This window comes from Moraxella boevrei DSM 14165 (genome assembly GCF_000379845.1).
GTDB classification, from domain to species: Bacteria; Pseudomonadota; Gammaproteobacteria; order Pseudomonadales; family Moraxellaceae; genus Faucicola; species Faucicola boevrei.
The window spans coordinates 1-25702 of the sequence record NZ_KB903780.1 but is presented as its reverse complement, the minus strand read 5'-3'; the positions used below and the strand labels follow the sequence as shown (position 1 = coordinate 25702).

Here is a 25702-nt window from a genome sequence, read left to right as displayed (position 1 = left end):
CATCTATATCAGTTGAGATAGGTTAGATTTATGTTTGATATTTTCTAAAAATGCCAAAATATCAAAAGTTAAGATATCAAGATTGTCTTTATGTTTATACCAACTCGCCATTTCCTTGGTGTCTTCATGTATGCTTGGTGCAATAAAAACAGAAAAAACGTTCTCTTTACGCTTTTTATATTCCATTAAATGCCAACGAATTGGAACGATTTCATTACAAGTTTGGTCTTGCCTGCCACGCATTAAGGTAACTTCAAATAAACCATCGCACGCCACATCTAGCACAACAGTATCCGCCATACCACCTGATGCGGTACAAGTTAGCAAACCTTCATCGTCAACGATATAATTTGGGTTTACCACCAATGTTGGAAATTGTTGAACCAAAGCAATACTGGTTAAAAATTCTAGCCGTGTCGGTGCAGGGATAAACTTGAATACAGGGTCTTTACTTTCTACTCTCTTACTAGCTAATAATTTTTTTAATTCATCAAAGATTTGGTAAGGCGTGTAGTTTTTTGCATATTCATACAGTGTCTTTTTGCGAATATCTGATGTATCTAAACGAATATTGGACTGAATAGAAACGATTTGACTATCTATTTGCCCCATATAGTTATAATAGGATTTTTTATCGCTAAATATCGGATAATCTGAATACTGTTGCAATAAATAATGAATTTTATCAATTTCAAATTGGTTAAAATCCAAAAATCGTCCATTGCCACGCAAAGAAATAATCCCCGTACTTCGCATTTTTCGGATATATTCATCAACTGACTCGCCACAAATTTGACTGATTTTGAACCGATTTTTCTTCGTTTCATCACCTTCAAGCAATGCCAAACAGCGTTCATAGATATATTCATCTGAATAAGTAAAACCAACTTCTTTTCTTAACTGTTTTAAATATTGATAGAGTGCATTGGCATCATTATTTTGCCAACAAATGAAAATTGACAATTCTTGACGAAAAACACCTGCATTATTTTCATCTTTGTCTTGTTTTAATAATTGAATGACATTTAACAACAACATCAAGGGTATATTGGAATTTTTATTTTTTCTAAAAGGATTATCAGATTGGTATTTTGCCAACGCATTCAAAAATACATTTTGGATTTTTTGCTCATTACTTGGATATTGTTGATAAGCATCTATCAACATATGCCCTGTGGTAGAAATTTCAATCGGCTGATGTATCTCATAATACAGAAAACCAAATTCTTTTGGCAATTTATACCAAGTATCAAAGCGAGAATCCCACCCATGATTAAACCCTGCTTCCTTGTGGTTTTGTGGATTTTTGAGAATAATCTCATCAAGTTGTTCATCGGTATATTGTTCTTCTTGAGCTTTCACTTTATCTAATAACTCTTTATCTTTTCTTTGATAAGTCGTTTCATATAAGCCTTGATTTAATACATTTTTAATAATTTTTTTAATGACTTCTGATGTTAATTCATGCCCTTCAAAATCCTTGATACACGCCAAAAAACTGGCAATACGCTCAGGATTTCTCATGGTGGTTGAAAAAGATAAAGGTTTTCTTTCCGCTAGACGTTCCTTTCGCATAATTATTTTACCTCATAATTCGTTACAAAAATCTCTTTAGATGTTGCTTTTACTGTATTGTCATGAAAACTAATATAATTACTTTGAATATCATAAGTGATATATTTTTGCGACCATTCAAAAAATATTTGGTTAAATTTATTTTTATGATGAATTAAATTTGTGATGCCAAAACGAATACTTTTTTGATGCAATTCATCTAAAAACTGACATAAAGCCTGCTCTTTTTCTTGATTCCAAAGTTTATTATATTCACTCATAGAAATCAGATAAGGTGGGTCTAAAAAAACATAGCTATTTTTTTTATCTTTAAAATCAATTAGATTTAGAAATTTTTGATAATCATGATTAAAAAATGTAATCTGATTGTTTTGCATAAAATTCATATAATTTTGCAATGCTTGATAAACATTTTTATTAAAATCCACATTGCCAACAGGTAAATTAAATTTACCAGAACTATTAAAACGTATCATGTGATTAAAACCATAAATCAACAACAAATATAAACGATGCATATCGGTTTGATTGTGATTAAAATCATCTCGCATGGCTAAATAGCCTGCTTTATTGAATTTTGCATAATAAGTCTTAACAAAGGCTTTTTTTAAGTCATCAGGCACAGTTAAGCCACGATAAGAGCAAGATAACTGATAATTATCAATTAAAGCATACAGCTCATCAAGCAAGGTTACAAGATTATCTTGATAACTATTTATAAATTGATGTAATTGAATGACATAAGGATTGATATCATTAACCAAATAATGTTGGCTTTTAATATTTAAAAAAGAACTACCACCACCAACAAATGGCTCAATAAAATAGTCCAAATCTTGCGGAACGATTTGTTGTAACTGGGGCATTAATTTATATTTATCACCCACATAAAAAAATGGTGAGCGAATAACCGACTTCATATCAACCTACTTGAGTAATAAATAAAAATTCTTTGTGGTCATTAAAATCAGTTTTTCCTGTATTAAAAAACTGATGCGATGTTTCAAAAACTTTGGTTTGCCCTTTTCTTTGCAAAATTTCGGTTATTTGTGCCAATGAAATTTTATTTTGTGATGAACTGCTTTTAGACATGTAAGTATTATTATACGTTACCGCAATGTATTTGGTATTTAAGTTTTGGATTAAATCATCAAATGCTTGTGGTGCCGACGAGCGACAATAATTTGACATATTTTCTTCTTTCGGCTTCATCGCAATGCCAAACAGCTCTGGCTTATCCCATTTAATGAGCGTTTCTAACACATGATAAAAACGGCTGTATTGACGACTATTATAAGGTGGGTCAATAAAAGCAATATCAGCATCAATATTGGGAGCAAGTACATTGGCATCTTCACGATAAATTTGAATCTCTTTATCGCTGATAATTGGTTGAATAAGGTCAAAAACAAATCTATCCACTATGGATTTTCCTTTAATATAAGCCTCATAATGCCCAACCGTATTAGAAACTCGGTCTGATGAATAAATTAATGACGTTAATAAAATATGATACTCTTTTTGATTAATTTTATTAGTTAAAAATAATTGCTCAATTTCTTCTCTTATCCATCCAATTTGTTTCGCATCATTTAACGAAAAAAACTTATCACCAAAATTCTCTGAAAAATAATTCGTTTTTAAAGTATGAGACGATTGATTAAAATTATTTTTTAATAGAATTAACTTATTAAAATTAAAGGGTTGCTGTGATAAAAAACCATGATAAATCACATGATTAGAAAATAAAAAATCATTCATTATCAGCTTATTGTAATGTGCTAACATAGACTGACTAACAATACCCGTCCCTGCAAAAACATCAAAAAATGAATGACAATCTAAACACTCTGTTAAAAGAATATTATTTATCCAAGCCATTAATTTAGATTTACTCCCAATATAACGCCGATTTTCTATATTAAATAACTTCTCATGCGAAAAAGTATCCGCTAACGATTGATGTTGCAGATTATTTTTATTAAAATCTCTGATTTTAAAACCTTGATGACAAAAAATATCATCAAATGAATGAATATTGTGTGCTTGTTGTCGCATATATTCCACAGTATGCCCTATAACCCCTATAAAATAAACGGATAAAGATTTTTATCCGTTTATTAAATGATTGATAACCTGTTGATAAATATAAGTATTTATTCATCAAACTCTTCAGGCATTTCTTCCACATCGTCATTACTTTGTACAATGGCCGTTGGATTTGCTAATTTCATTTCACGCACTTTGGCTTCAATCTCTTGGGCAATTTGCGGATTGTCTTGCAAAAATGCAACCGCCTTATTTCTGCCTTGACCGATTTTGCTATCGTTGTAGCTATACCACGCCCCTGATTTTTTCACCAAATCTAAGTCCACACCAATGTCCAACACTTCGCCCAAGAAGTTACTGCCTTCACCGTACAAGATATCAAACTTGGTTTCACGAAACGGTGGTGCAAGTTTGTTTTTGATGACTTTAACCTTGGTTTCGTTACCGATGATATTATCACCCTCTTTTACCGAACCGATACGGCGAATGTCAAGACGCACCGACGCATAGAATTTTAACGCATTACCGCCCGTTGTGGTCTCAGGTGAGCCGAACATCACGCCAATTTTCATACGCAGTTGGTTAATGAACACCACCATACAGTTAGAGCGTTTGGCATTACCTGTGATTTTTCGCAAAGCTTGGCTCATCAGGCGGGCTTGCAGACCCATATGGCTATCACCCATTTCACCTTCAATCTCGGCTTTTGGTGTGAGTGCTGCAACCGAGTCCACGACAATCATGTCAATAGCTCCAGAACGTACTAGCATATCGGTAATTTCTAACGCTTGTTCACCATTGTCAGGTTGCGTGACGAGTAAATTATCCACGTCTACACCGAGTTTTTTGGCATAGACTGGGTCTAAAGCGTGTTCTGCATCAATAAACGCACAAGTGCCACCTTGTTTTTGACATTGGGCAATCGCTTGTAAGGTTAGCGTGGTTTTACCCGAGCTTTCAGGGCCGTAAATTTCTACAATTCGCCCTTTTGGTAGCCCCCCAATCCCAAGGGCAATGTCAAGCCCAAGTGAGCCTGTCGGTATAACGTCAACCATTTGGCGAGCAGAGTCATCGCCTAGACGCATGATGGTGTTTTTGCCGTAGTTTTTTTCAATTTGGGCAAGGGCGGCGGCGAGTGCTTTTTCTTTGTTCTCTTCAATAGAGACAGAGCTTTCTTTGTCTTTGGTTTTTGGAGTTGAAGCCATATGGATTACCTTTGTAAATGAGTTTAGAAATGTTGATGCTTGTCAAAATGATGTCTTATCATAACAAATTTTTGCCAAAATAAAAGCCCTTTTTGCTAACAATACGACAGCTGATGACGTGTTATTTTTACCACTATTTAACGGTCTATTAACCTTGCATTTTAATGGCTTTGGCTTGGGTCTGGATTTGTTTGCCTTGTAGCACCGCTTGGCTAATTTGGGCGTGTTGCGGTTGCGAAAAACCAAGCACCACCAACCTTATCTTGCCTTGTGCGGTTATTACGGTTAGTTGATTATCGGTAATCTCCAATCTATCGTCGGCTTGTAACCGATAGGTTTTGTTACCAAGTGGGTGAGCGTGGTCAATTTGTTGTTTACTTAACAAAATTTGACCGCCTGAGATTTTGATAATTTCTTGTTTTTGTTGATAAAATCGCCAAAAATAGGACAACACCGCAATGACTGCCAACGCCCCAATGCTTGCCCGCACCGACAGCCAGCCCAATCCCAACGCCACCCCCACCATTGCCAATAACAAGGCGGTAGCGATAAGCAAACCTAAAAAAGGATTGGGGGTATCGGCAGAATTTAGGACGACTTTGACCCCATTGTCGGTAACAGTCAGCATCTTACCAACCCAAAACCGCTTGTTGTTTGGCAATCAATTCTTTAATGCCTTGTTCCGCAACGGTTAACATGTCATCTGCTTGGGCTCTGGTAAAAGGTTTTTCTTCGGCTGTCCCTTGAATTTCAATAAATTCACCTTTTTGGGTCATGACCACGTTCAAATCGGTATCACAGCTTGAGTCTTCTTCATAGTTTAAGTCTAGCAATACTTCACCGTTTTTAATCCCCACCGATACGGCTGATACTAGACCAACAAGTGGGTCGGCTTTTAATTTTTTGCTATTTTGCAGTTTTTCCAACGCATCTACCAACGCAATCGCTGAGCCTGTAATACTTGCGGTACGTGTGCCACCATCTGCTTGGATAACATCGCAATCAATATGAATGGTATTTTCGCCCAATTTTTCCAAATCTACCATGGCACGCAAACTACGCCCAATCAAGCGTTGGATTTCTTGGGTGCGTCCCGACTGTTTGCCTTTTGATGCTTCACGCTGAGTACGTTCGTGGGTGGCTCGTGGTAACATCCCATATTCAGCAGTAATCCACCCTTTGCCTGTGCCTTTTAACCAGCGTGGCACTTGGGTTTCAATACTGGCAGTGCATAGCACTTTGGTATCACCATAACACACCAACACCGAGCCTTCGGCGTGTTTGGTATAATTTCGCTGAAAGCTAATGGCACGCAATTGGTTATTTTCACGGTTATCAGAACGCATGAGATTTCCTTTAATTGAATAAAAAAACAAAAATAAATAACCGCCTATACTACCTTGCCAAATTGTTTTTGACAAGTGAAAAAACGTAACTTGACTTTGATAAAAACGCTCAAAAACGTAACTGTTTACATCAATCCTTCTCGCTTTCGCAGTTCATGACGCAAGATTTTACCCACTGCCGATTTTGGCAGGCTATCCACAAAAGCAACATGGCGTGGGCGTTTATAACCTGTCAAATTTTGTTTACCAAACTCAATTAACATTTTTTCGGTGAGCAATGGATTACTTTTTACCACAAAAATTTTGGGTTCTTCGCCACGCAACGCTGACGGTACGCCAATTGCCACACATTCTGCCACATCAGGATGTTCTAGCATCACCGCTTCTATTTCGTTGGGATACACATTAAATCCCGATACGACAATCATGTCTTTTTTACGGTCAACCACTTTGATAAAACCACGTTCGTCCATAATGCCAATATCGCCTGTGCGTAAATAGCCGTTTTTGGTAAACGATTGTGCGGTTTCTTCAGGCAAATTTTGATAACCTTTCATCACTTGCGGACCTTTGACCACGATTTCGCCACGTTCGCCAATTGGCACTTCTTGCTCGGCATCATTCATAATTTTCACATCGGTGGCAGGAGCAGGAATACCGATTTTATTGGTAAAACTAGCAATCGTTAACGGATTAAACGCCACCACAGGGGCAGTTTCCGATAAACCATAGCCTTCCACAATCGGCGTACCTGTGATATGTTGCCAAGTGCGAGCAATTTTTGGCAAAATCGCCATACCACCGCCAATCGTGGCTTTTAAACGAGAAAAATCTAACTGACGAAAGTGTCGCTGTTGTAACAACGCATGAAATAGTGTATTCACCCCCAAAATAAAACTCGCAGGGTGCTGTGCCAACGCATCAATAATCGTATCAACCTTGCGTGGATTAGCAATTAACAACCCACAAAAACCACGATAAGTCAATAACATACAACAGATACTAAACGAAAACACATGATACAATGGCAATGCCGACAGTACCACATCCACATCATCATCGCTTTCATCATACGCCGAACTTAACAAATTATCAATTTGCAAAATATTGGCAATAATATTGCCATGTGTGAGCATCGCCCCTTTTGCCACGCCTGTCGTACCACCTGTGTACTGCACCAGCACCACATCAGCAAGGGTCAGATTCGGTTTTTGGTACACTGCATCACGGCTATGTTTTTTAAGTTGGCGGAAATAAATACGTTTAATTAACGTTTGTTTTTTACTAAACCATGCCAAATTTTGCTGTAATTGCACACCAAAACCAATATTCACCGCCGACCTCAATTGATTGGCAAAATATCCCATAAAGTCGGTATCTTGGCAAATAATCACTTGTTGCAAATTGGGTAGTTGATGGGTTATTTTGGTAACATGATTTTGAAATTTATCTAACAAAAACAATACCTTAATACCACTGTCTTTGAGCTGATGTGCCAATTCTCGCTGGGTATAAGTCGGATTAACACTTACCAACACCATACCCGCTCGCACGATGCCCAACGCAATAATTGGATAATGCAATAAATTTGGCAACATTACACCAATCCGCTCACCGACTTGAAAGCCCTGACTTTGTAAATAAGTCGCCACGATTTTACTTTGGTGGTCAAGAGATTGATAACTCAACTTTTGTTGACCACTAATATAAGCGGTACGTTCGGCAAATTGCCACAACCGATTTTCCAACAAATCAATCAATGAACTGTGAAATTCAGGCAAATGAATGTCTGGCTGAATATTATAACGTTCATAGCTAATCGCCCAAATCGGTTTTTGAGTAGGGGCGTTGGATAAATTTTGGGTCATTTTGATGGAAGTTTTTGATAAAAACGATTGGCAAAAACCGTGACTTGACCATTAAATAAAGCTTTCACGGTTTTGTGTATTTATTTATCATGATTGTCAATGATTTATGAGCTTTGTTCTTCTAATTTGCGGATTTCTTTACGTAAAATTTTACCCACATTAGATTTTGGCAGTTCATCCACAAATTTAATATATTTTGGACGTTTGTAGCCTGTTAGCACGCTTTTGGCATAATCCAACAATTCTTTTTCGGTCAAACTGCTGTCTTTACGCACGACATAGGCTTTTGGCACTTCGCCACTTTTATCGTGAGCCACGCCAATCACGCCACATTCTAGCACTTTTGGGTGACTTGTTAACGCTTCTTCCACTTCGTTTGGATACACGTTAAAACCTGATACCAAAATCATATCTTTTTTGCGGTCAACGATTTTGATAAAACCTTGCTCATCCACGATACCGATATCACCTGTTTTAAAATAGCCATCCGCAGTCATTACTTCAGCGGTGGCTTCTGGGCGTTTCCAATAGCCTTTCATGACTTGCGGGCCTTTAATGGCAATCTCACCACGCTCGCCCATGGCGACTTCTTGTCCGTAATCGTCCAACAATTTGATATCGGTCAATGGCATTGGAATACCGATTTTTCCTGTATAAGCTCCGACTTGTGGCGGATTTAAGGTGGCAACAGGCGATGTTTCTGACAAGCCATAACCTTCCAAAATCTCCGTGCCTGTGACCCGTCGCCATTCTTCGGCAGTACTTGCCAACACCGACATACCGCCACCCAGTGACATTCTTAGGTTGCTATGGTCAAGTTCACGAAAGCCTTTATGGTGTGCCAAAGCGTTAAATAAAGTATTGACCGCAGGTAAGAATACAGGCTTATATTTATCCAATTCTTTGACAAAACCATCCAAATCACGTGGATTTGGGATTAACACACAGATAAAACCTTGATACATTCCTAACAATGCACAAGCGGTAAATGAGAAAATATGATACAATGGCAATGCCACCATCGCATGATGTTGCACTTCATCTTCGCTAAATAGACTGCGTGTGTATACCATCGCTTGGTACAAATTGGCAATCAAATTGGCATGGGTCAACATTGCCCCTTTTGCCACGCCTGTCGTCCCACCTGTATATTGTAACACGGCAATATCACTGCCTTTGATATCAGTTGGGCGTTGGTATTGACTGGCAGACACGCTGTTAATCGCTTGTTTAAACGTAACATGATTATCAATATGCCATGCAGGCACCATTTTTTTGATATGACGTACGGCAAAATTCACGATAAACCCTTTAATCGGACTCATCAATTCACCCATGGAACACACTACCACATGGTCAACCAATTTTTTGTGAATATCTTGATAAGTTTTGGCAAAATTTTCCAAAATAACCAACACTTTGGCATCAGCATCTTCTAACTGATGTGCTAACTCGTTGGACGTATATAGCGGATTGACATTAACAAGGGTTAAGCCTGCTCGTAACACCCCAGTCATACACACAGGATATTGCAAAATATTTGGCATCATCAACGCCACGCTATCGCCTTTTTTTAGTCCCAAACTGCGTAAATACACAGCAAATTGACGGCTTTTGATGTCCAATTCACGATAGCTTAAACTTGCCCCCATGCAGACAAAGGCGGTATAATTGCCAAACTTTTCAAAATTACGTTCAAAAATATCAATCAATGTGGTATTTTCATCAGGCAACTCAATGTCATAAGGCAAGCCATACTTTTCATAGGTTTTGAGCCATGGCATTATATGTTCGCTAGCAAGTTTTACAGGGGTGTTGGCGGTATCTGTCATGTAAATTTTCCTTAATTTTCAGCATTTATCAGCAAAAATTTTTAATCATCATTTTTTGCAAAGATTAAAGTGCTTACCTTACTAAAAATTTGGCAAACTCACAAGAAAAATTTGCAAAAAAGCCAGTTTTTTTAATATTTTTTTATTTTTAATCAATTCTTGCTGAAAAAATTTCATTTTATATTAATTTTTGTTAAAATTATTCAAATTTTTTTTATTTGGATAATGAGCTATGTTAGATTTGCGTCATTTACAGATGTTGATTGCCTTGCGTTCTCAAGGTTCGTTGGCGGGTGCCTCCGAAGAATTACACGTGACTGCATCGGCAATCTCACATCAATTAAAAGAGATTGAGCATTATTATGGCTTGAGCCTTGTTAATCGGCGTTCTCGCCCACTTACATTTACGCCTGCAGGCAAAGAGTTGTTAAAACTTGCTGACACTATTTTACCCCAAGTTGCCAGAACTATCACCAATATTAGACGACTCGCACATGGACAAGCGGGGCAGTTACGCTTAGCAAGCGAGTGTCATAGTTGCTTTGATTGGCTGATGCCGATTTTGAACCGTTATCGTAAGGAGTGGCGAGATGTGGAGTTGGATTTTTCTACAGGTTTTGAACCTGAACCGCATCAGATGCTGATTGATAATGACATTGATGTGTTAATTACCACCAGTCCATTACCCATTGACGGCTTGGATTATTTGCCGCTATTTCGCTATGAAAGTCGCTTGGTGCTTGCCCCAACCCATACATTAGCGGATAAAACACAGATTGAGCCAAACGATTTAAGCGAACAGACGCTGATTACTTATCCTGTTGAACAAAAACGCCTTGATATTATGGCAAAATTTCTGATTCCTGCGAAGGTACTGCCAAAAAAAATCCGCACTACCGAACTGACTGCCATGCTCATTCAGCTAGTGGCATCAGAGCGTGGTGTGGCAAGCCTGCCTGATTGGGTGGTTGCCGATTATGAAAGCAAAGGCTGGGTGCTGAGCCGTCCGCTCGGTGACGGTGTGTTTTGTCAACTGTATGCAGGCGTACGCCAAGACAGCCTTGAATTAAGTTTTATGCAAGGTTTTTTAGAATTGTTAAAAACGGTTGAAAAACCAAACTGATAACCACGCTGATAACCACTATTTTTGAAAAAATCATCATGCTAACACCGACATTTATGATTACAAGCTATAATATTCACAAAGGTATGTCACCGCTTAACCGTGAAGTGATTATCGCCCCCATTGCCAAAGCCTTAAAACAGCTAAACAGTGATATCTTGTGTTTGCAAGAAGTACAAGGGCAAAATTTAAAACGGATGATAAAGTTTAATGAATTTCCTGAGCAGTCGCAACATGACTGGTTTGGCGAATATTTGCAAATGTCACCCAACTATGGTAAAAACTGTGAATATCCGCATGGACATCATGGCAATGCAGTGCTAAGCCGTTTTGTGCTTGACCCAAAGCATAACATGAATATTAGCGTGAACCGCCTTGAACAGCGTGGCGTGTTGCATTGCGAAATCCTTCTGCCCAACGCTACACAGCCTTTGACCGTACTAAATGCTCATCTCAACCTGCTAGAGCGAGACCGCACCAAGCAGTACCAAGCGATTAGCGACTATATTCGCCACAACATCGCCCCTGATGCCCCATTAATTTTAGCAGGGGATTTTAATGATTGGCAACAGTTGTCTATGGATAAATTGGCAAAAAATTTGGCACTGCAAGAAGTATTTCAACAACATTTTGGCAAACTATTGCCGACTTTTCCAGCACGTTTGCCCTTGTTAAGCTTGGACAGAATTTATGTGAAAAATTTAAGGGTAAATCAAGCGTGGGTACATACAGGCACGCCTTTTGACAAATTATCCGACCATTTACCGATTAGTGCGGAATTAAGTTTATTATAATGGGGCTGTACTATACTAAAAGGGCTGACGTAGATTAGCACATATGAGTGAGTTACTACCAATATGAAGCTAACTCGTTGTAAACTAAGTAAAAAAATTGCAGTTAAAACTGCCAGAACCGTTGCAGATTTGGTAGGAATTCACCATAACCTTGCTACCTTATTCTACCATAAAATCAGACTTGTGATAAAATATCATCTTGATTTTGAAGCTGAAATTGAACTTGATGAAAACTATTTTGGCGATACACGCAAAGGTAAACGTGGGCGTGTTGTAGGTGATAAGACAATCGTTTTTGGTATTCTAAAACGCAATGACAGGGTTTATAATGTCATTGCCAAAAACAACAAATAAAGAACGCTAAGGCATTTCCACTTATTTTTAAAAGAATGTGAGTTTAGAATTAACTATAGCACACCATTACAAAAACTTAGAGTTTTGAGAAAATGGTATGATGTTTAGGGCTTATCTAGAGCGTGTTGAACATTTATCACACTTTTCACAAAATAGAAATATGTTAAAATCCATTATATGTTTTTGGATTAAAAACGGCTAAATCTTGTTGTTCTTCGTCAAATCTCTTGTTGATATAATGAATATTAGCAAGAGATTTTCCTTAAAGAGACTGCGATTTTTATCATTTTAATAGGAAAAATAAAAGTTCAACACGCTCTAGTACAGTCTGAAATTTATTTTTTACGGCTTGCAAAAGCACCAAAACGTTTATTAAAGCTCGCAACACGACCTTCATTTTGTGCTTTACGTTGTTCACCTGTATAGAATGGGTGAGACGCACTTGACACGTCAAGGGCAACGTATGGATATTCTTTGCCTTCGTATTCACGAGTGTGTTTTGATTTAATGGTTGAACGTGTCAAAAAATACACGTCTGCATTGGTGTCGTGAAATAATACTTCGTTATATTCTGGATGAATGTCTGCACGCATGGTGGTTCTCTTGTTAGTTACGTTCTGCCCTTTGGTCTGCGATTGGTATTGATTGGCGTAAATAGTGAATTTTAAAAAATAAGTTTAGAATCAATAATTTACCCAAAAAACCCAACCGATTAAAGCCAACACAGAACTAGGTTGAAATAATTTAAACAAAAATGAGCTGATATTTTACACGCATTTTGCCAAAAATTCAAGTTTTTCTGTGGCGGTTAATTGCCAAATCTCAAATCGTGGCGAACCACCACCTTGAATACAGGTCTGCATTAACTCATCTCTACGGAAAAAATGACACAAAATTTCATCATCTTCCCCTTGATTTAAAGCCAACTGTTTTAACATCTTTTCACTCGCTTTGATATTATCAAACGCCAACAAGACATCATTCGCCGATAGACCTGCTTGGCTGGCTTGGCTATTTCTCAATACACGTTGAATTTTTAACCCATAGGGTTCATCGATAGCTTTTATTCCAAATGCTAAATTTTCAAACCTTTGTTTAATACTTATCCCATTTTCACTTAATAATTCGTACAATGGCAACTCAGTCAAACCGTCAATATAATTTTCACGAAAATTATCCCAAACCTGTTTTGGCAAAAACTCACACATCACGCTGTTCACATTGTCATCGGTCATGCCAAATTTAGCGGACGGATTTTGTTTGGCAAGCTGATAAAAATGTTTCACCACATTAAGCAAACGTTTGCCGTGCTGTTTTAAGGTCAAATCAAGGCACAACGCAACCAACGCCCCTTTATTATAATAACTCACGCCTGCATTGGCAGAGTTTTCATCAGGGCGGTACAGTTTTAACCAAGCGTCATAGCCAGACTCGGCAAGTGTTTGTAATTCTCGCCCTTGTGTTTGAAAATAACGGTTAATTTGTTTTGCCAATAAGTTCAAATAACTGTCTTGCGAAATCACGCCACTGGCTTGCAACACAAAATCATCAAAATAACTGGTAAAGCCTTCAAAAACCCACAATAAATTGGTGTCGGTTTCTCTACTAAATAATTGATTTAAATCAGGATTTTCTATAGCACTTGGACAGACGGTTTTTACCCACCACGCATGAAAATATTCGTGGCTACACAAGCCCAAAAAAGTTTGGTAATTATCACTTGGCTCGGCTTTTTCTTGATAACTTGGTAAATCATCGCGTGGTGTTACCAAGCTCGTACTGGACAAATGTTCTAATCCACCATAGTCATTGCCTGTCGCAAGCGTCATAAATGTATAATCATCAAACGGCGTATCTCCAAGCCAATCAACATAAAATTGACAAATTTTAGCAATATCATCGTGTAATCTTTCTAAATATGCACTATGTTTGCCTGACAATAAAAAACGGTGTAAAATTGGTTGCTTATATTGGTCAAAGACTTCAAATTCAAAACCGTCTTGCACCGCAATTTCAAAGGGGCTATCGGTTAATTCTTCGTAATTGTTGGCGGTGAGTTGATAAATGGTTTGGGTGCGTTGTTGGTGCATTTTATCAGGCAAAGCCGTTGCCAAAGTTGGCTCAAAACCGTCATGATAAGGCGACTGCAAAAACGCATTTGGGCAAATCAACTCCACTAAAATCGGTGCATTTTCTTGCCCTAAAATTGCCACTGCCAAGGCTGAAAAATTACCGTATAGCCGAGTTTGGTCAAAATATGCCGTGCGAACAGATAAATCGTAGGCATAAACTTCATAATTCACCGTGATAATATCGCCTTGTTTTGCTAAAATTTGCCATGCGTTTTTGTGGATTTTTTTGCAACGCTGAGTTTTATCGCCGATTTTTGCCGTTAATGCGGTAATATTTTTGGCAAATTCTCGAATTAGATAACTGCCTGCAATCCAAGTTGGCAACCAAACGGTTGGATTATCGGTATGAGCGGTAAAAGTGAGCGATACATCGGCAAGATGCTCACGAAAACGTTGAAAATCAAGGGTGTAATGCAGTTTTGACATCGTTTTTCCAAATGCTTGTTATATGTTTATTAATTGGTTTGACAAAAAAAGATTATAACCGATTTTTAAAAATTTTAATCGCAGTTTTTGGGTGAAAAAATTTCAAAAATCCATTAAAATATAAAAATTTAAGTCATATTTGTAATATTTAACCCATTGTATCATTTTTCAATCACCGAAACTAAAACCGCAACCAACACAGGCAACGCTATGGCAACGACCCCAACTGACCCAACTGTTGACAATCAAGGCTTTTTTTCACGAGTGTGGCAAGGCTTTTTAAAAACTGTCGGCACGAAAGAGTTTTACCGTATTTTTGCCCCTTGGGTCAAGTATTTATCGTTGATTGCGTTGGTGTTGCTCACGGTTGGCACGGTGTGGGGGCTAGGTTTTGCTCCTGCGGATTATTTGCAAGGCGATAGTTATCGGATTATTTTTATCCATGTGCCAGCGGCTGGGCTTGCCATGTCTATTTATTTGGCATTGGCGATTTTGGGCGTGATTTATTTGGTTTGGAAAATTAAAACCGCGAATTTGGTCGCTCAAGCGATTGCTCCGATTGGCTTTATTTTGTGTGTTTTAAGTCTGTTAACAGGGTCAATTTGGGCAAAACCCACGTGGGGAACGTACTGGGTGTGGGACGCACGGCTGACGTCTATGTTGATTTTGGCGTTTTTGTATGCCGGGGTGATGGCGTTATTTGTGGCGTTTGAGCATACGGCAAATCGTGGCAAGGCGGCGGCGATTTTGTCCATTGTTGGAGCGGTGAATTTGCCAATTATTAAATATTCGGTGAATTGGTGGAATACCCTGCATCAAGGGGCGACTTTTACCGTTACCGAACGCCCAAAAATGCCTGCAGAAATGTGGGTGCCGTTGTTAATCATGATGCTTGGTTGTTATTTTTTGGTGGGTGCGTTAGCGATTTATCGTACCAATACGTTGATTTTGCAACGAGAAAGCAACAAGCAATGGGTGATTGAGGAAGTTCGGCGTTTAACAAAAAAATAGGTATCTTATGAATTTTTACTTTAATAATTTTACAGAATTTTTAAATATGGGTGGACATGGTTTTTACGTTTGGGCAAGCTATGGCTTTAGCTTTGCCTGTTTGATTGGCATCATTATTTATAGCCGTAGTGAACGTCAGAACACGCTAAAACGTATTTATACCCAACACGTCCGACAAAATCAACGCCAACGTACAAAATAGTGTATAATGTTGATAATTGATAAAATTTTAACGGTTTAGCCAAATTCTTTACAATTTAGCCAACAATAACTGATAAATAAAGGTAGTCGTTATGGCAATGAATGCAGTGCGTCAAAAAAAATTGATGTGGGTTATCGCAACCTTGATTGGGGCGGTGATTGCGGTGGCGTTGGTGATTTACGCCATTGGGCAACAGACGGATTATTATTTTGACCCGACCGCCATTCATGCAGGCAAAGCCCCACAGGAAACCCGCATCCGTGCAGGTGGTATGGTAGTGCGTGGTAGCGTGGTGCGTGATGCGACTGATCCGTTAAAGGTGAATTTTCAAATTACCGATTATAAGCAGACCGTGCCTGTGAGTTATCAAGGGATTTTACCTGATTTATTTGCCGAAGGCTCGGGCGTGGTGGCAACGGGAGAAATACAGGGTAAGACTTTTGTGGCGAGCGAAGTGTTGGCAAAGCATGATGAAAATTATATGCCACCTGAAGTTGCAAAATCGTTGAAGCAAGATCAGCAAGCCCGTGGTACAAATACCAATCAAGAGCAATTCATCCCTGCTGAACCTGTGAATCAGTAAAAATGCGGGCTGGTTTTGTAAGTTTTGCTTAAACGAATGTTTAAGGACGTTTTATATAAACTGAATGGTGACGGATTAAAAAATTACTTTTATTCATCATCATACGCTTCCAATTCTTGCTGTATGTCAATTTTCTTATTTTTACGGGCTTTGAGATGCGGAATATGAGCAATCTTAATATATTTATTGGTTGCTTGTTTGGTCATAATTTCTCTAACGATATGCTACTGATTTTCATCATATCCGACCCACCGTTCTGATTTGGTAAACACACCCACCCGCCAATGACGATTTTTTTTCGCTTTTAAAAGTTGAAAGCTCTTTGCCAATGCGTGATAATTTGGCGTACATCTGACGCTGGCAATCTACCCAATAAACTGTTTGATAACTATTATTTGGGGGCATTAAGGGGTAGAAATTAAAATGTCAACGTCTATCTTTAAGCATAGGTCTGGGCTTAGTCATGGCGAATAGCTCATTTTTTGGGTCAGAGCTTAAAGTTTACTGTATCGCTATTTTTTTGGCAAATTCTTTTTAAATGTCCAATACGCCCTAATTTGTAAACGGATTTTATGTTAAAATAGCATGATTAAAAAATTATGCTTGGTAATGATTATGACAGTACAAACCAAAAAACAGCCACAGACAGAAGAAAAATACGAAGATAACCCCACGCTTACCTCCCTAAAACACCTTGACCCCACATCGGTCGGCATTGTCATTCCAAAAAAAGTACATTTTGATGAGATTTTGACGTTAGAGAGCGGACAGGAATTAAACGGTTTTGATTTAATGATAGAAACCTATGGGCAATTAAACGCCGATAAATCCAACGCCATTTTAATTTGTCACGCTTTATCAGGTTCGCATCATGCAGCAGGTTATCATAATATTGACGATAAAAAAGCGGGCTGGTGGGATAATTTTATTGGCAAGGGGCGTGCGATTGACACATCAGAATTTTTTGTGGTGTGCTTAAATAACATCGGTTCATGCTACGGCTCAACAGGTCCTACAACTATAAATCCTGATACAGGTAAACCATTTGGGGCGGATTTTCCCATGGTTACGGTCAAAGACTGGGTGATGACCCAAGCCATGCTCGCCGATTATTTTGGTATTGATGTATGGCACGCTGTGGTGGGCGGTTCTATGGGCGGTATGCAGGCGTTACGCTGGTCGATTGATTTTCCAAATCGTTTAAAAAAATGCGTGGTGATTGCCAGTACACCAAAACTCTCCGCCCAAAACATCGCCTTTAACGAGGTAGCTCGCCAATCGATTTTATCCGACCCAGATTTTATAGGTGGATTTTATTTAGAAAAAAACAAAACCCCAAAACGTGGTTTAATTTTGGCACGTATGGTTGGACATATCACCTATCTGACCGATGAGGCGATGAAGGTTAAATTTGGGCGAGATTTAAAAACAGGCAAACTCAAGTTTAATTACGACGTGGATTTTGAAGTAGAAAGCTATCTACGTTATCAAGGTGAGCAGTTTAGCACTCGATTTGATGCCAATTCGTATTTACTTATGACAAAGGCACTCGATTATTTTGACCCTGCTCGCGGTGTGGTGGATAATTATGAAAATTTATCCGACCATGACGCCCTAAAACACGCCCTTGCCCACACGCAGTGTCAATTTTTGGTGGTGTCGTTTACCACCGATTGGCGGTTCGCTCCTGAACGTTCCCAAGAAATCGTCAATGCCCTAATCAGTAATGCTAAGCCTGTCAGCTACATTAATATTAACGCACCGTACGGGCATGACTCGTTTTTGTTTGACATTCCGCTGTATCGGCAGGCGGTGTTTAATTTTTTACTTAATTAACTTTCTTGAATTTATAAAATTTGATAGCCAAATAAATTAAGAAAATATTCAAAATAAGGTAAATTATCATGATGATTAAATCCGTTGAAATGATACTTTCTGATGGTAAATTTGAAAACTTATCAGCTTGATTTAATTGATTCATGTGATAAACAAAATAGCTGACTGTATCCGTTGAGAAAATTAGCAAATTTGTGATGATGGTTAACATAGCTATTGGCAACGTTATCATTTTTAGCAAAATTATGCCAAAATCTTTTAACGCCAATAGAATTAAAGTGATTGCAAAAATAATACTTGGATAGCCGACTAGTAATGTTGCCATGCCACGATACATATCGTCCGCATTTGCAATCACAGGAAAAATAACTAGCTGTGTTAAAGTGAATCTTTGCCAAAGTTTTAAAGCCAATTCTTTCAAAATGATATGCTCAATTAAATTTGCCTTAAATTTAGCATAAAAAATCAAAAAGGTAAACTATGAAAATCGACCACCAACTCGCCGAAAAATGGATAAAACCGCACGCCAAAGTTCTAGATTTAGGCTGTGGTGACGGCTCGCTTTTGTCACATTTGCAGGATAATTTAAACGTGTTTGGCTACGGCATTGAGCTTGACCAATCCAAAATCAACGAATGTATCGCTCGTGGCGTAAACGTCATTGAGCAAGATTTAAATGACGGATTATCTCGTTTTCATGATGGCAGTTTTGATGTGGTAGTCATGGCTCGTGCTTTGCAAGCAGTCAAAAACCCCAAAGATTTGTTAAATGATATGCTCCGTGTTGCCAAAATTGGCATTGTAACCTTTCCCAATTTCGCCTATTGGCAAAACCGTGTATATCTTGGCATTAAAGGCATTATGCCAATGAGCGAAACCATTCCGCATATGTGGTATGACACACCCAACATTCATCTGTGTACCTTTAAGGATTTTGAAAAGCTCTGCCATGACAACAATATCACTATTTTAGAGACAGTAGCGTTGTCCGACTCGCCGATGCTGGATAAATTACCAAAATTTGTACCAAACACTTTAAAAGACAAACTTATCAAACCGAACATTGATAAAGTGATAAAATCCGCCCCAAATCTACTCGCAGATGTGGCGGTATATCGGGTGGCGAAGGTTTAAACTGGCAAATTTGTCTAAATTTTGACCATATTGTAACAAACCTTTGCCATACTGCCTTTTATCGAAAAATGGTTTGAAATTTTTTGTAAAGAATGGTACGATAAACGTATCGTCAAAAGGAGATAAAAATTGATTTTGAACAATTTTTATCTTATCAATGAACGGCAAAATTTCACTTAATTAGTTGAATTTATGCAAGTTTTTTGTCTAGAAACTTGGTAAATCTCATCTCACGGAGTTTTTTTATGAAAAAGTTTTTTAAAGCAACTTTATTGGCAAGTGTCTTAGGTTTTTCAGGCGTTGCCAGTGCAGATTTAGTCGCAAACATTCCACTTGATAGCTCACGCTTTGACATCATGCCTGTGAAAGATTTAATCACACAAGCCAAATCTGGCAACCAACAAGCCCAATTTTTTTTGGCAAAACGCTACCATAAAGGTATCGGTACACAGCAAGACTTTGCCCAAGCCATCCAATGGTACACCACCGCTGCTAAGCAAGACATCGCACCTGCTCAGCTAAACTTAGCAATGATGTATATCCGTGGCGAAGGTGTCAAACCAAATGCCCAACAAGCACGCTATTGGCTAGAAAAAGCGGCAAAACTTGGTGATAACCGTGCAAGTTATACGCTTGCGATGTTGGACGAAAAAGACAAAAAATTGGTCGATGCGTACAAATGGTACGACTTAGCCTCACGTGACGGTATGCTATCTGACCAAGTGCGTAGCAAGGCACAAAGCAAAATTAGTCAATTGGCCTTGAACCTATCAACCCAAGACATCGCAACCGCTCGTAGCCGTGCGGATAGTTGGTTTCAGTCAAAATAATGACAATCAATCATGTTAAAAAAGGTGATAACTAATTTATCACCTTTTTTATTTTGGCAAGTTTAAAAGTTTTATCAGTTTAACTTATTGATTTGCCTGTTCCATTTTTTCTGCGGTATGGGCATTGGCTTTATCCACGGCGTTATTGGCTTTATCAATCATGGCTTTGGGTTGATTGCCAATATCGCTGTGGCTTGTAGGCTTGCTTTCTGATGTGCTTTCAGATTTTGCAGGTTCATCCGAACTACAGGCACTGATGGATAACACGCTGATTAGGCTTAAGAGTAGCAAAGATTTTTTCATGCGTTTCTCGCTTTTGTTTTGTTAAATTGGTTAAAATTTTGACATTAAGGGATTAACTGCTCTAAACGCTGATACGCCACGCCGTAACCTTGTTTGGCGGATTGACGTAGCCACATTAGGGCAGTTTCGGGATTTTTTGCCACGCCATTGCCTGTTTCGTACATCTGATACAGGGCGTATTGGGCTTGAGCGTTTCCGAGTTCGCTCGCTTTTTCATAATGGGTAAGGGCTTGGGTGTCGTTCTTTAAATTTTGTTGGGTTTGGTATAGCCAACCAAGCAAAAAATGGGCATTGCGATAGCCTTGTTCCGCTGATTTTTGCAAATATTCAACTGATTTTGCCAAATTCAACGCCACATTTGCCACGCCAAACGCATGAGCCACGCCCATATTGTATTGGGCTTTGGCAAAGTTTTGTTGGGCGGATTGTTCAAATTGGGCAAAGGCGTTGCCAAGGTCGTGCTGTAGTATGGCTACGCCTTGTTGAAATAAATCTTCGGCAGTTTCACTAGATTGATTATGCGTCATGCCAATCCGTTCAAGGCGTTTTTTAGCAGGTTCGTAACCTTGATTAACCGCTTGTTGATACCAAAAAATCGCCTGTTCGTTATTTTCACTCAACCCGCCCATGCCTTTTTCATAGGCAATCGCCAAATTATATTGGGCGGTAGCATCGCCTTGTTCTGCCCCTTGGATAAATAAATTAATTGCTTTTTTCGCATCTTGTGCCACGCCAAGCCCTTGTAAATATAGCATGGCAAGATGAACTTTGCCTTCTGCCAAATTTTGTTGACCAGCGACTTGGTAACATTGACACGCTCGGGCATAGTCCTGTGGCACGCCCGCCCCTTTTTCAAACAATTTACCCAAATATAGCAACGCATAGGCATGGTTTTGTTTACCTGCCATGAGCCAGTATCGCCCTGCTTCACGAAAGTTTTTTTCTACACCGTTACCTTGGGCGTAGCATAAACCTAGCTGATATTGGGCTTCGGCATCGCCTTGTTCGGCTAGTGGTTGGTAATGGGAAAAATCGTGATTAAGAGACGTTTGTTCAGTCATTTTTTATCCAATGTTAATTTTATTTATTTGTCAAAAATTTTATCAAATAAGAGGATTAATTTAAAACCGTTATGTTGAGCTTATCGAAGAATAACGGTTTTCCAAGACTTCGACTTAGCTCATTACCAACGGGAAACTAAGAACCTGTATTCACAGCTTTACGCAATTAACATTTGCTGTAAAAATTAATAGACAAAAGTTCGCTTTCGCATGAAAATTGGCTAAAGCTTACTTTTCATTACAAAAACGTGATAAATACAGGTTCTAAGTTTATTTGATTGATTATTATAAACAAAATTTCATTAAAAATATACCTTATCTTAAGTAAACAACTGTGTCGCTTAATTCGTTACCTGCGGTGTCGGTTTGTTGGTAATATTGGCGTAATAACTGTCCAATGTCGTCCAATAATCCGACCAATCCAACGACAGGTTTGTCGGCTTTGATCTGGGTAAGAGCCTTGTCGCACATGGCTTGCCACATGGTCGGCAAAACGTGCTGATTGATACCCCTATCTGCCACGATTTCTAGACGGTGTTCGCAGACGTTGAGATAGACGAGCACACCTGTATTGTCTGCCGTATCCCACACGCCATAGTCAGCGAACACTTGTACTGCCCTGTCTCGGCTATCTTGTGTGCGTGCGATGTGGAGAGGTAAGGTGTTTTCTATCACCAAAAAGACTTCGCCACGGTGTCCTGTTTCGGCTTGACTAACGGCTTTGGAGAGTTCGGCTTGGGCTTGTTGGGTAAGCCAACGGTTGTGGATACAGGGGATAAAAAAAACCTGTCGCCACCAGCGTTTTAGGCTAGGTTTTGGGGTTGGGGTGAGTGTTTGAATGGGGTCAATTAAGGGTGTTAGGGTAGTTTGCATAGCGATTTTGGTTTGTCATAAATTTTTGCTATGATACCGATTTTGTGGTGAAAATAGGGTTGTTTTTTTGTTAATGATTGGTTGGAAAATAACCCCAAGCTGATTTTGCAACGCTTGGGATTTTAAAATAAATTCTGTTTTTATTGACCGAACCACAATCAAAAAACACTCGTATCCACATCTTCATCAGGCTTTGCCAACACCTTTAATACGTTCACCACCGCATCCACCGTCTCACACGCCACTAACCGCTCGGCATCCACTTGGCTCATAAAGCCCTTATCCGCCATACTTTGCACAAAACGAATAAAATCATCATAATAACCGTCCGTATTTAGCAAAATGATTGGCTTTTGGTGAATATTCAGCTGTCGCCACGTAAAAATCTCCGCCAACTCTTCCACTGTACCCATACCGCCTGACAATGCCACAAACGCACTGGCATACTCCGCCATCATCGCCTTGCGAGTGTGCATTGTGTCGGTAAAATGTAAGTGTGTGAGTCTTGGGTGGGCATTTTCCTTACCAAGCAAAAAATCAGGAATGACACCCACCGCCACACCATTTTCTGATAGTACACCGTCCGCGACTGCCCCCATAATGCCCACGCTCGCACCGCCATATACCAAGCCGAGTTTGGCTTGTGCCAACTTTTTGCCAAGCTCGTACGCTTGTTCCACAAAAATCGGCTGATTACCCATGCGAGAGCCACAATACACCGCTACCAACGGTGTTGTAATGGCTTGGTTTTTGATAATGTCAACAAGGTTGTCCACTTGTTTATTGGTGATTAAATCTTGTTTCTGCATCACTTTTTCTCTTTTAAAAACTGATTAGAGCTGTATTAGACAAGCCCTAAACATCATACCATTTTCTCAAAACTCTAAGTTTTTGTGATGGTGTGCTATAGTTAATTCTAAACTCACATTCTTTTTAAAAATAAGTGGAAATGCCTTAGCTTGCTTTATTTGGTGTTTTGGCAATGACATTATAAACCCTGTCTTTGCGTTTTAGAATACCAAAAACGATTGTTTTATCACCTGCACCACGCCCACGTTTACCTTTGCGTACATCACCAAGATAGTTTTTATCAAGTTCTATTTCACTATCAAATTCAATTTCAGCTTCAGCTTCAAAATCAAGATGATATCCTATCACAAGTCTGATTTTATGGTAGAATAAGGTAGCAACGTTATGGTGAATTCCCACCAAATCTGCAACGGTTCTAGCAGTTTTAACTGCAATTTTTTTACTTAGTTTACAACGAGTTAGCTTCATATTGGTAGTATATCATAATTCACCCACACTTAACATGAGTTTGTACAAAAGGCTCGCCTGTGTCGCCGTTACGGTTCGGCGATTATCGTCATGGCATTTGATGAAAAAGGACAGGCGGATACTGAAAAAGGGCAAGGTCTTAATGGCGACCGTCAAAGGCGACGTACACGACATCGGCAAAAACATCGTGGGTGTAGTCTTAGGGTGTAACGGCTATGACATCATCGATTTGGGCGTAATGGTACCTTGTGAGAAAATTTTGCAAACCGCCAAAGATGAAAAAGTGGACATCATCGGACTATCAGGATTAATCATGCCAAGCCTCGATGAAATGGTCTATGTCGCAAGCCAAATGCAAGAACAAGGCTTTCATATTCCGCTACTCATCGGTGGTGCGACCACATCAAAAGCCCACACGGCGGTAAAAATTGACCCAAATTATAGCAATGATGCGGTGATTTATGTGGCGGACGCTAGCCGTGCAGTGGACGTGGCGACCACGCTATTATCCAAAGAAATGAAAGGACAATTTGTTACCAAAACTCGTGCTGAATATCAAACAGTGCGTGAACGCCTTGCCAATAAACAACCCAAAGCCGCCAAATTAAGTTATCTTGAAGTGGTAGAAAACGGCTTTAAAAAAGATTGGGAAAATTACTTACCACCAATTCCTAATCAGCTTGGCAAACAGGTGTTAAAAAATTATCCACTTGATGTTTTGCTCAATTATTTTGACTGGACACCGTTTTTTATTTCGTGGAGTTTAGCAGGCAAATTCCCTAAAATCTTGGACGATGAAATTGTCGGCGAGTCGGCACGAGAATTATATGACAACGCCCAAACCCTGTTAAAAGACATCATTGATAATCAGCGATTTGACGCACGAGCAGTATTTACGCTGATGCAAGCCAAACGCACGGATACGGTTACGGTTACGGTTTACGATAACTGTGGTGATGGTTTGGGTCAAGCCACGCATGAGTTTTACCATTTGCGTCAGCAGTCAGATAAGGTCACAGGCAAACCCAACTTGTCGCTTGCTGATTACATTTCGCCCCATGGCAATGATTATTTGGGCGGATTTACCGTGTCAATTTTTGGCGTGGAAGAGATGGCGAGTGAGTTTAAAACGAAAGGCGATGACTATTCGGCGATTTTGGCACAAAGTTTGGGTGACCGTTTTGCAGAAAGTTTTGCCGAACATCTGCATAAACGCATTCGCAAAGAATTTTGGGGCTATCAAGCGAACGAAAATCTCACCAATGATGAGTTAATCCGTGAAAAATATGTCGGCATACGCCCAGCCCCCAGCTACCCGTCCTGCCCAGAACATACCGAAAAAGGCACGCTGTTTGACTGGCTTTACACCACACAAGAAATCGGCACATTTGTTACCGAAAGCTACGCCATGTACCCACCGTCAAGCGTGAGTGGATTTTATTATAGCTTGCCTGAAAGTGAATATTTTAACATCGGTAAAATCAGCCAAGACCAATTAGAGCATTATGCCAAATTAAAAGGCTGGGATTTGGCGACGGCGAAGGAATGGTTAAACCCCCATCTTGGCGAGTAATTTAACCAACCTTGACTTCCTCCCCTCCCTATCGTTCGGGGATTCCTGCTCCCAGACAGTCAAGCCCGACCGCAAGAATGTTCTTACTGGCGTTGATATCTCTATCATGCCGTGTGCCACACTTTGCACAAGTCCATTCTCTTATTCCAAGTCCTGCTCTACCTTTCGGACTACTGGACATATCGCCACAGCACGAGCAAGTTTGGGTAGTGTATCGTTCATTCACGATTTCAAAACGGCAACCTGCATTCTTACATTTGTAGGTTAGTTGTCGTTTCAGTTCAAACCAACCTGCATCGTAAACCGATTTGGCT

Annotated in this window: 24 protein-coding genes and 3 pseudogenes; 10 read left to right on the top strand and 17 right to left on the bottom strand. The window is 39.3% G+C overall.

Going from position 1 to position 25702, the window contains the following annotated elements:
- Positions 1–3 precede the first annotated feature (3 nt).
- The 8 genes from A3G3_RS0105220 to A3G3_RS0105185 form a co-directional block, all read right to left on the bottom strand.
- Positions 4–1575: an AlwI family type II restriction endonuclease gene (locus A3G3_RS0105220; protein WP_019519489.1), complete on the bottom strand. Its 1572-nt coding sequence runs from the start codon at positions 1573–1575 to the stop codon at positions 4–6.
- Between the two features lie 2 nt (positions 1576–1577).
- Positions 1578–2495, bottom strand: a complete 918-nt coding sequence (locus A3G3_RS0105215) for a Dam family site-specific DNA-(adenine-N6)-methyltransferase (RefSeq protein WP_019519488.1) — start codon at positions 2493–2495, stop codon at positions 1578–1580.
- Position 2496: 1 nt separating this feature from the next.
- On the bottom strand, positions 2497–3633 hold the full coding sequence (locus A3G3_RS0105210) for a DNA adenine methylase (RefSeq protein WP_019519487.1): 1137 nt from the start codon (positions 3631–3633) through the stop codon (positions 2497–2499).
- A gap of 98 nt (positions 3634–3731) precedes the next feature.
- Positions 3732–4784, bottom strand: a complete 1053-nt coding sequence (gene recA / locus A3G3_RS0105205) for a recombinase RecA (protein ID WP_026212860.1) — start codon at positions 4782–4784, stop codon at positions 3732–3734.
- Positions 4785–4977: 193 nt separating this feature from the next.
- Positions 4978–5457 carry a hypothetical protein gene (locus tag A3G3_RS0105200; RefSeq protein WP_019519485.1) on the bottom strand — a complete coding sequence of 160 codons (480 nt, stop codon included), beginning with the start codon at positions 5455–5457 and terminating at the stop codon, positions 4978–4980.
- A 1-nt stretch (position 5458) separates the two neighbouring features.
- Positions 5459–6175 (bottom strand): ribonuclease PH, encoded by a 717-nt coding sequence (gene rph, locus A3G3_RS0105195; RefSeq protein ID WP_019519484.1) that lies wholly within the window; start codon positions 6173–6175, stop codon positions 5459–5461.
- Between the two features lie 125 nt (positions 6176–6300).
- Positions 6301–8043, bottom strand: coding sequence for an AMP-binding protein (locus A3G3_RS0105190; RefSeq protein WP_019519483.1), 1743 nt, complete (start codon positions 8041–8043; stop codon positions 6301–6303).
- Between the two features lie 104 nt (positions 8044–8147).
- A complete protein-coding gene (locus tag A3G3_RS0105185) occupies positions 8148–9875 on the bottom strand; it encodes a long-chain-fatty-acid--CoA ligase (RefSeq protein ID WP_019519482.1) in 1728 nt (575 codons plus the stop codon).
- 232 nt (positions 9876–10107) lie between these two features.
- On the opposite strand from A3G3_RS0105185, the gene A3G3_RS0105175 reads away from it, so the two are divergent.
- From A3G3_RS0105175 to A3G3_RS13225, 3 genes and pseudogenes are all read left to right on the top strand, one after another.
- Positions 10108–10998: a LysR family transcriptional regulator gene (locus tag A3G3_RS0105175; RefSeq protein WP_019519480.1), complete on the top strand. Its 891-nt coding sequence runs from the start codon at positions 10108–10110 to the stop codon at positions 10996–10998.
- Positions 10999–11036: 38 nt separating this feature from the next.
- Positions 11037–11792, top strand: a complete 756-nt coding sequence (locus tag A3G3_RS0105170) for an endonuclease/exonuclease/phosphatase family protein (RefSeq protein ID WP_040631330.1) — start codon at positions 11037–11039, stop codon at positions 11790–11792.
- A 63-nt stretch (positions 11793–11855) separates the two neighbouring features.
- Positions 11856–12254 (top strand): annotated as a pseudogene (locus tag A3G3_RS13225) (hypothetical protein).
- Positions 12255–12481: 227 nt separating this feature from the next.
- Here A3G3_RS13225 and A3G3_RS0105160 read toward each other — a convergent pair.
- Positions 12482–12739, bottom strand: a complete 258-nt coding sequence (locus A3G3_RS0105160; RefSeq protein WP_019519477.1) for a type B 50S ribosomal protein L31 — start codon at positions 12737–12739, stop codon at positions 12482–12484.
- A 174-nt stretch (positions 12740–12913) separates the two neighbouring features.
- Positions 12914–14704, bottom strand: a complete 1791-nt coding sequence (locus tag A3G3_RS0105155) for a M61 family metallopeptidase (protein ID WP_019519476.1) — start codon at positions 14702–14704, stop codon at positions 12914–12916.
- Between the two features lie 210 nt (positions 14705–14914).
- On the opposite strand from A3G3_RS0105155, the gene A3G3_RS0105150 reads away from it, so the two are divergent.
- The 4 genes from A3G3_RS0105150 to metX all read left to right on the top strand — a co-directional run bounded on the left by A3G3_RS0105150 (position 14915) and on the right by metX (position 18336).
- On the top strand, positions 14915–15715 hold the full coding sequence (locus A3G3_RS0105150; RefSeq protein ID WP_019519475.1) for a heme ABC transporter permease: 801 nt from the start codon (positions 14915–14917) through the stop codon (positions 15713–15715).
- 7 nt (positions 15716–15722) lie between these two features.
- The gene (gene ccmD / locus A3G3_RS0105145; RefSeq protein WP_019519474.1) at positions 15723–15917 is read left to right on the top strand and encodes a heme exporter protein CcmD; all 195 of its coding nucleotides are present in this window, start codon (positions 15723–15725) and stop codon (positions 15915–15917) included.
- Between the two features lie 97 nt (positions 15918–16014).
- Positions 16015–16500 (top strand): cytochrome c maturation protein CcmE, encoded by a 486-nt coding sequence (ccmE, locus tag A3G3_RS0105140; RefSeq protein WP_026212858.1) that lies wholly within the window; start codon positions 16015–16017, stop codon positions 16498–16500.
- 615 nt (positions 16501–17115) lie between these two features.
- Positions 17116–18336, top strand: a complete 1221-nt coding sequence (metX, locus tag A3G3_RS0105125) for a homoserine O-succinyltransferase MetX (RefSeq protein WP_019519470.1) — start codon at positions 17116–17118, stop codon at positions 18334–18336.
- On the opposite strand, the gene A3G3_RS0105120 is transcribed toward metX, so the two are convergent.
- Entirely contained in the window at positions 18329–18757 is a 429-nt protein-coding gene (locus A3G3_RS0105120) for a hypothetical protein (RefSeq protein ID WP_156802104.1), read from the bottom strand. The two genes, metX and A3G3_RS0105120, sit on opposite strands and share 8 nt — an antisense overlap.
- A gap of 59 nt (positions 18758–18816) precedes the next feature.
- Here A3G3_RS0105120 and metW point away from each other — a divergent pair, with 59 nt between their 5' ends.
- Positions 18817–19470 carry a methionine biosynthesis protein MetW gene (gene metW, locus A3G3_RS0105115; RefSeq protein ID WP_019519468.1) on the top strand — a complete coding sequence of 218 codons (654 nt, stop codon included), beginning with the start codon at positions 18817–18819 and terminating at the stop codon, positions 19468–19470.
- A gap of 245 nt (positions 19471–19715) precedes the next feature.
- Positions 19716–20300 (top strand): tetratricopeptide repeat protein, encoded by a 585-nt coding sequence (locus tag A3G3_RS0105110; RefSeq protein ID WP_019519467.1) that lies wholly within the window; start codon positions 19716–19718, stop codon positions 20298–20300.
- An 84-nt stretch (positions 20301–20384) separates the two neighbouring features.
- On the opposite strand, the gene A3G3_RS0105105 is transcribed toward A3G3_RS0105110, so the two are convergent.
- The 5 genes and pseudogenes from A3G3_RS0105105 to A3G3_RS14960 all read right to left on the bottom strand — a co-directional run.
- A complete protein-coding gene (locus A3G3_RS0105105) occupies positions 20385–20603 on the bottom strand; it encodes a hypothetical protein (protein ID WP_019519466.1) in 219 nt (72 codons plus the stop codon).
- 44 nt (positions 20604–20647) lie between these two features.
- Positions 20648–21664 carry an SEL1-like repeat protein gene (locus A3G3_RS0105100; RefSeq protein WP_019519465.1) on the bottom strand — a complete coding sequence of 339 codons (1017 nt, stop codon included), beginning with the start codon at positions 21662–21664 and terminating at the stop codon, positions 20648–20650.
- Positions 21665–21979: 315 nt separating this feature from the next.
- Positions 21980–22537, bottom strand: a complete 558-nt coding sequence (locus tag A3G3_RS0105095; RefSeq protein WP_019519464.1) for a TPM domain-containing protein — start codon at positions 22535–22537, stop codon at positions 21980–21982.
- Between the two features lie 158 nt (positions 22538–22695).
- Positions 22696–23346, bottom strand: a complete 651-nt coding sequence (locus tag A3G3_RS13220; RefSeq protein WP_019519462.1) for an LOG family protein — start codon at positions 23344–23346, stop codon at positions 22696–22698.
- A 166-nt stretch (positions 23347–23512) separates the two neighbouring features.
- Positions 23513–23815: pseudogene (locus tag A3G3_RS14960) on the bottom strand (IS1595 family transposase); the annotation flags it as partial.
- A 127-nt stretch (positions 23816–23942) separates the two neighbouring features.
- On the opposite strand from A3G3_RS14960, the pseudogene A3G3_RS0105075 reads away from it, so the two are divergent.
- A pseudogene (locus A3G3_RS0105075) lies at positions 23943–25388 on the top strand (vitamin B12 dependent-methionine synthase activation domain-containing protein); the annotation flags it as partial.
- 28 nt (positions 25389–25416) lie between these two features.
- On the opposite strand, the gene A3G3_RS0105070 reads toward A3G3_RS0105075, so the two are convergent.
- On the bottom strand, positions 25417–25702 hold a 286-nt coding region (locus A3G3_RS0105070), incomplete at its 5' end, for an RNA-guided endonuclease InsQ/TnpB family protein (RefSeq protein WP_019519459.1).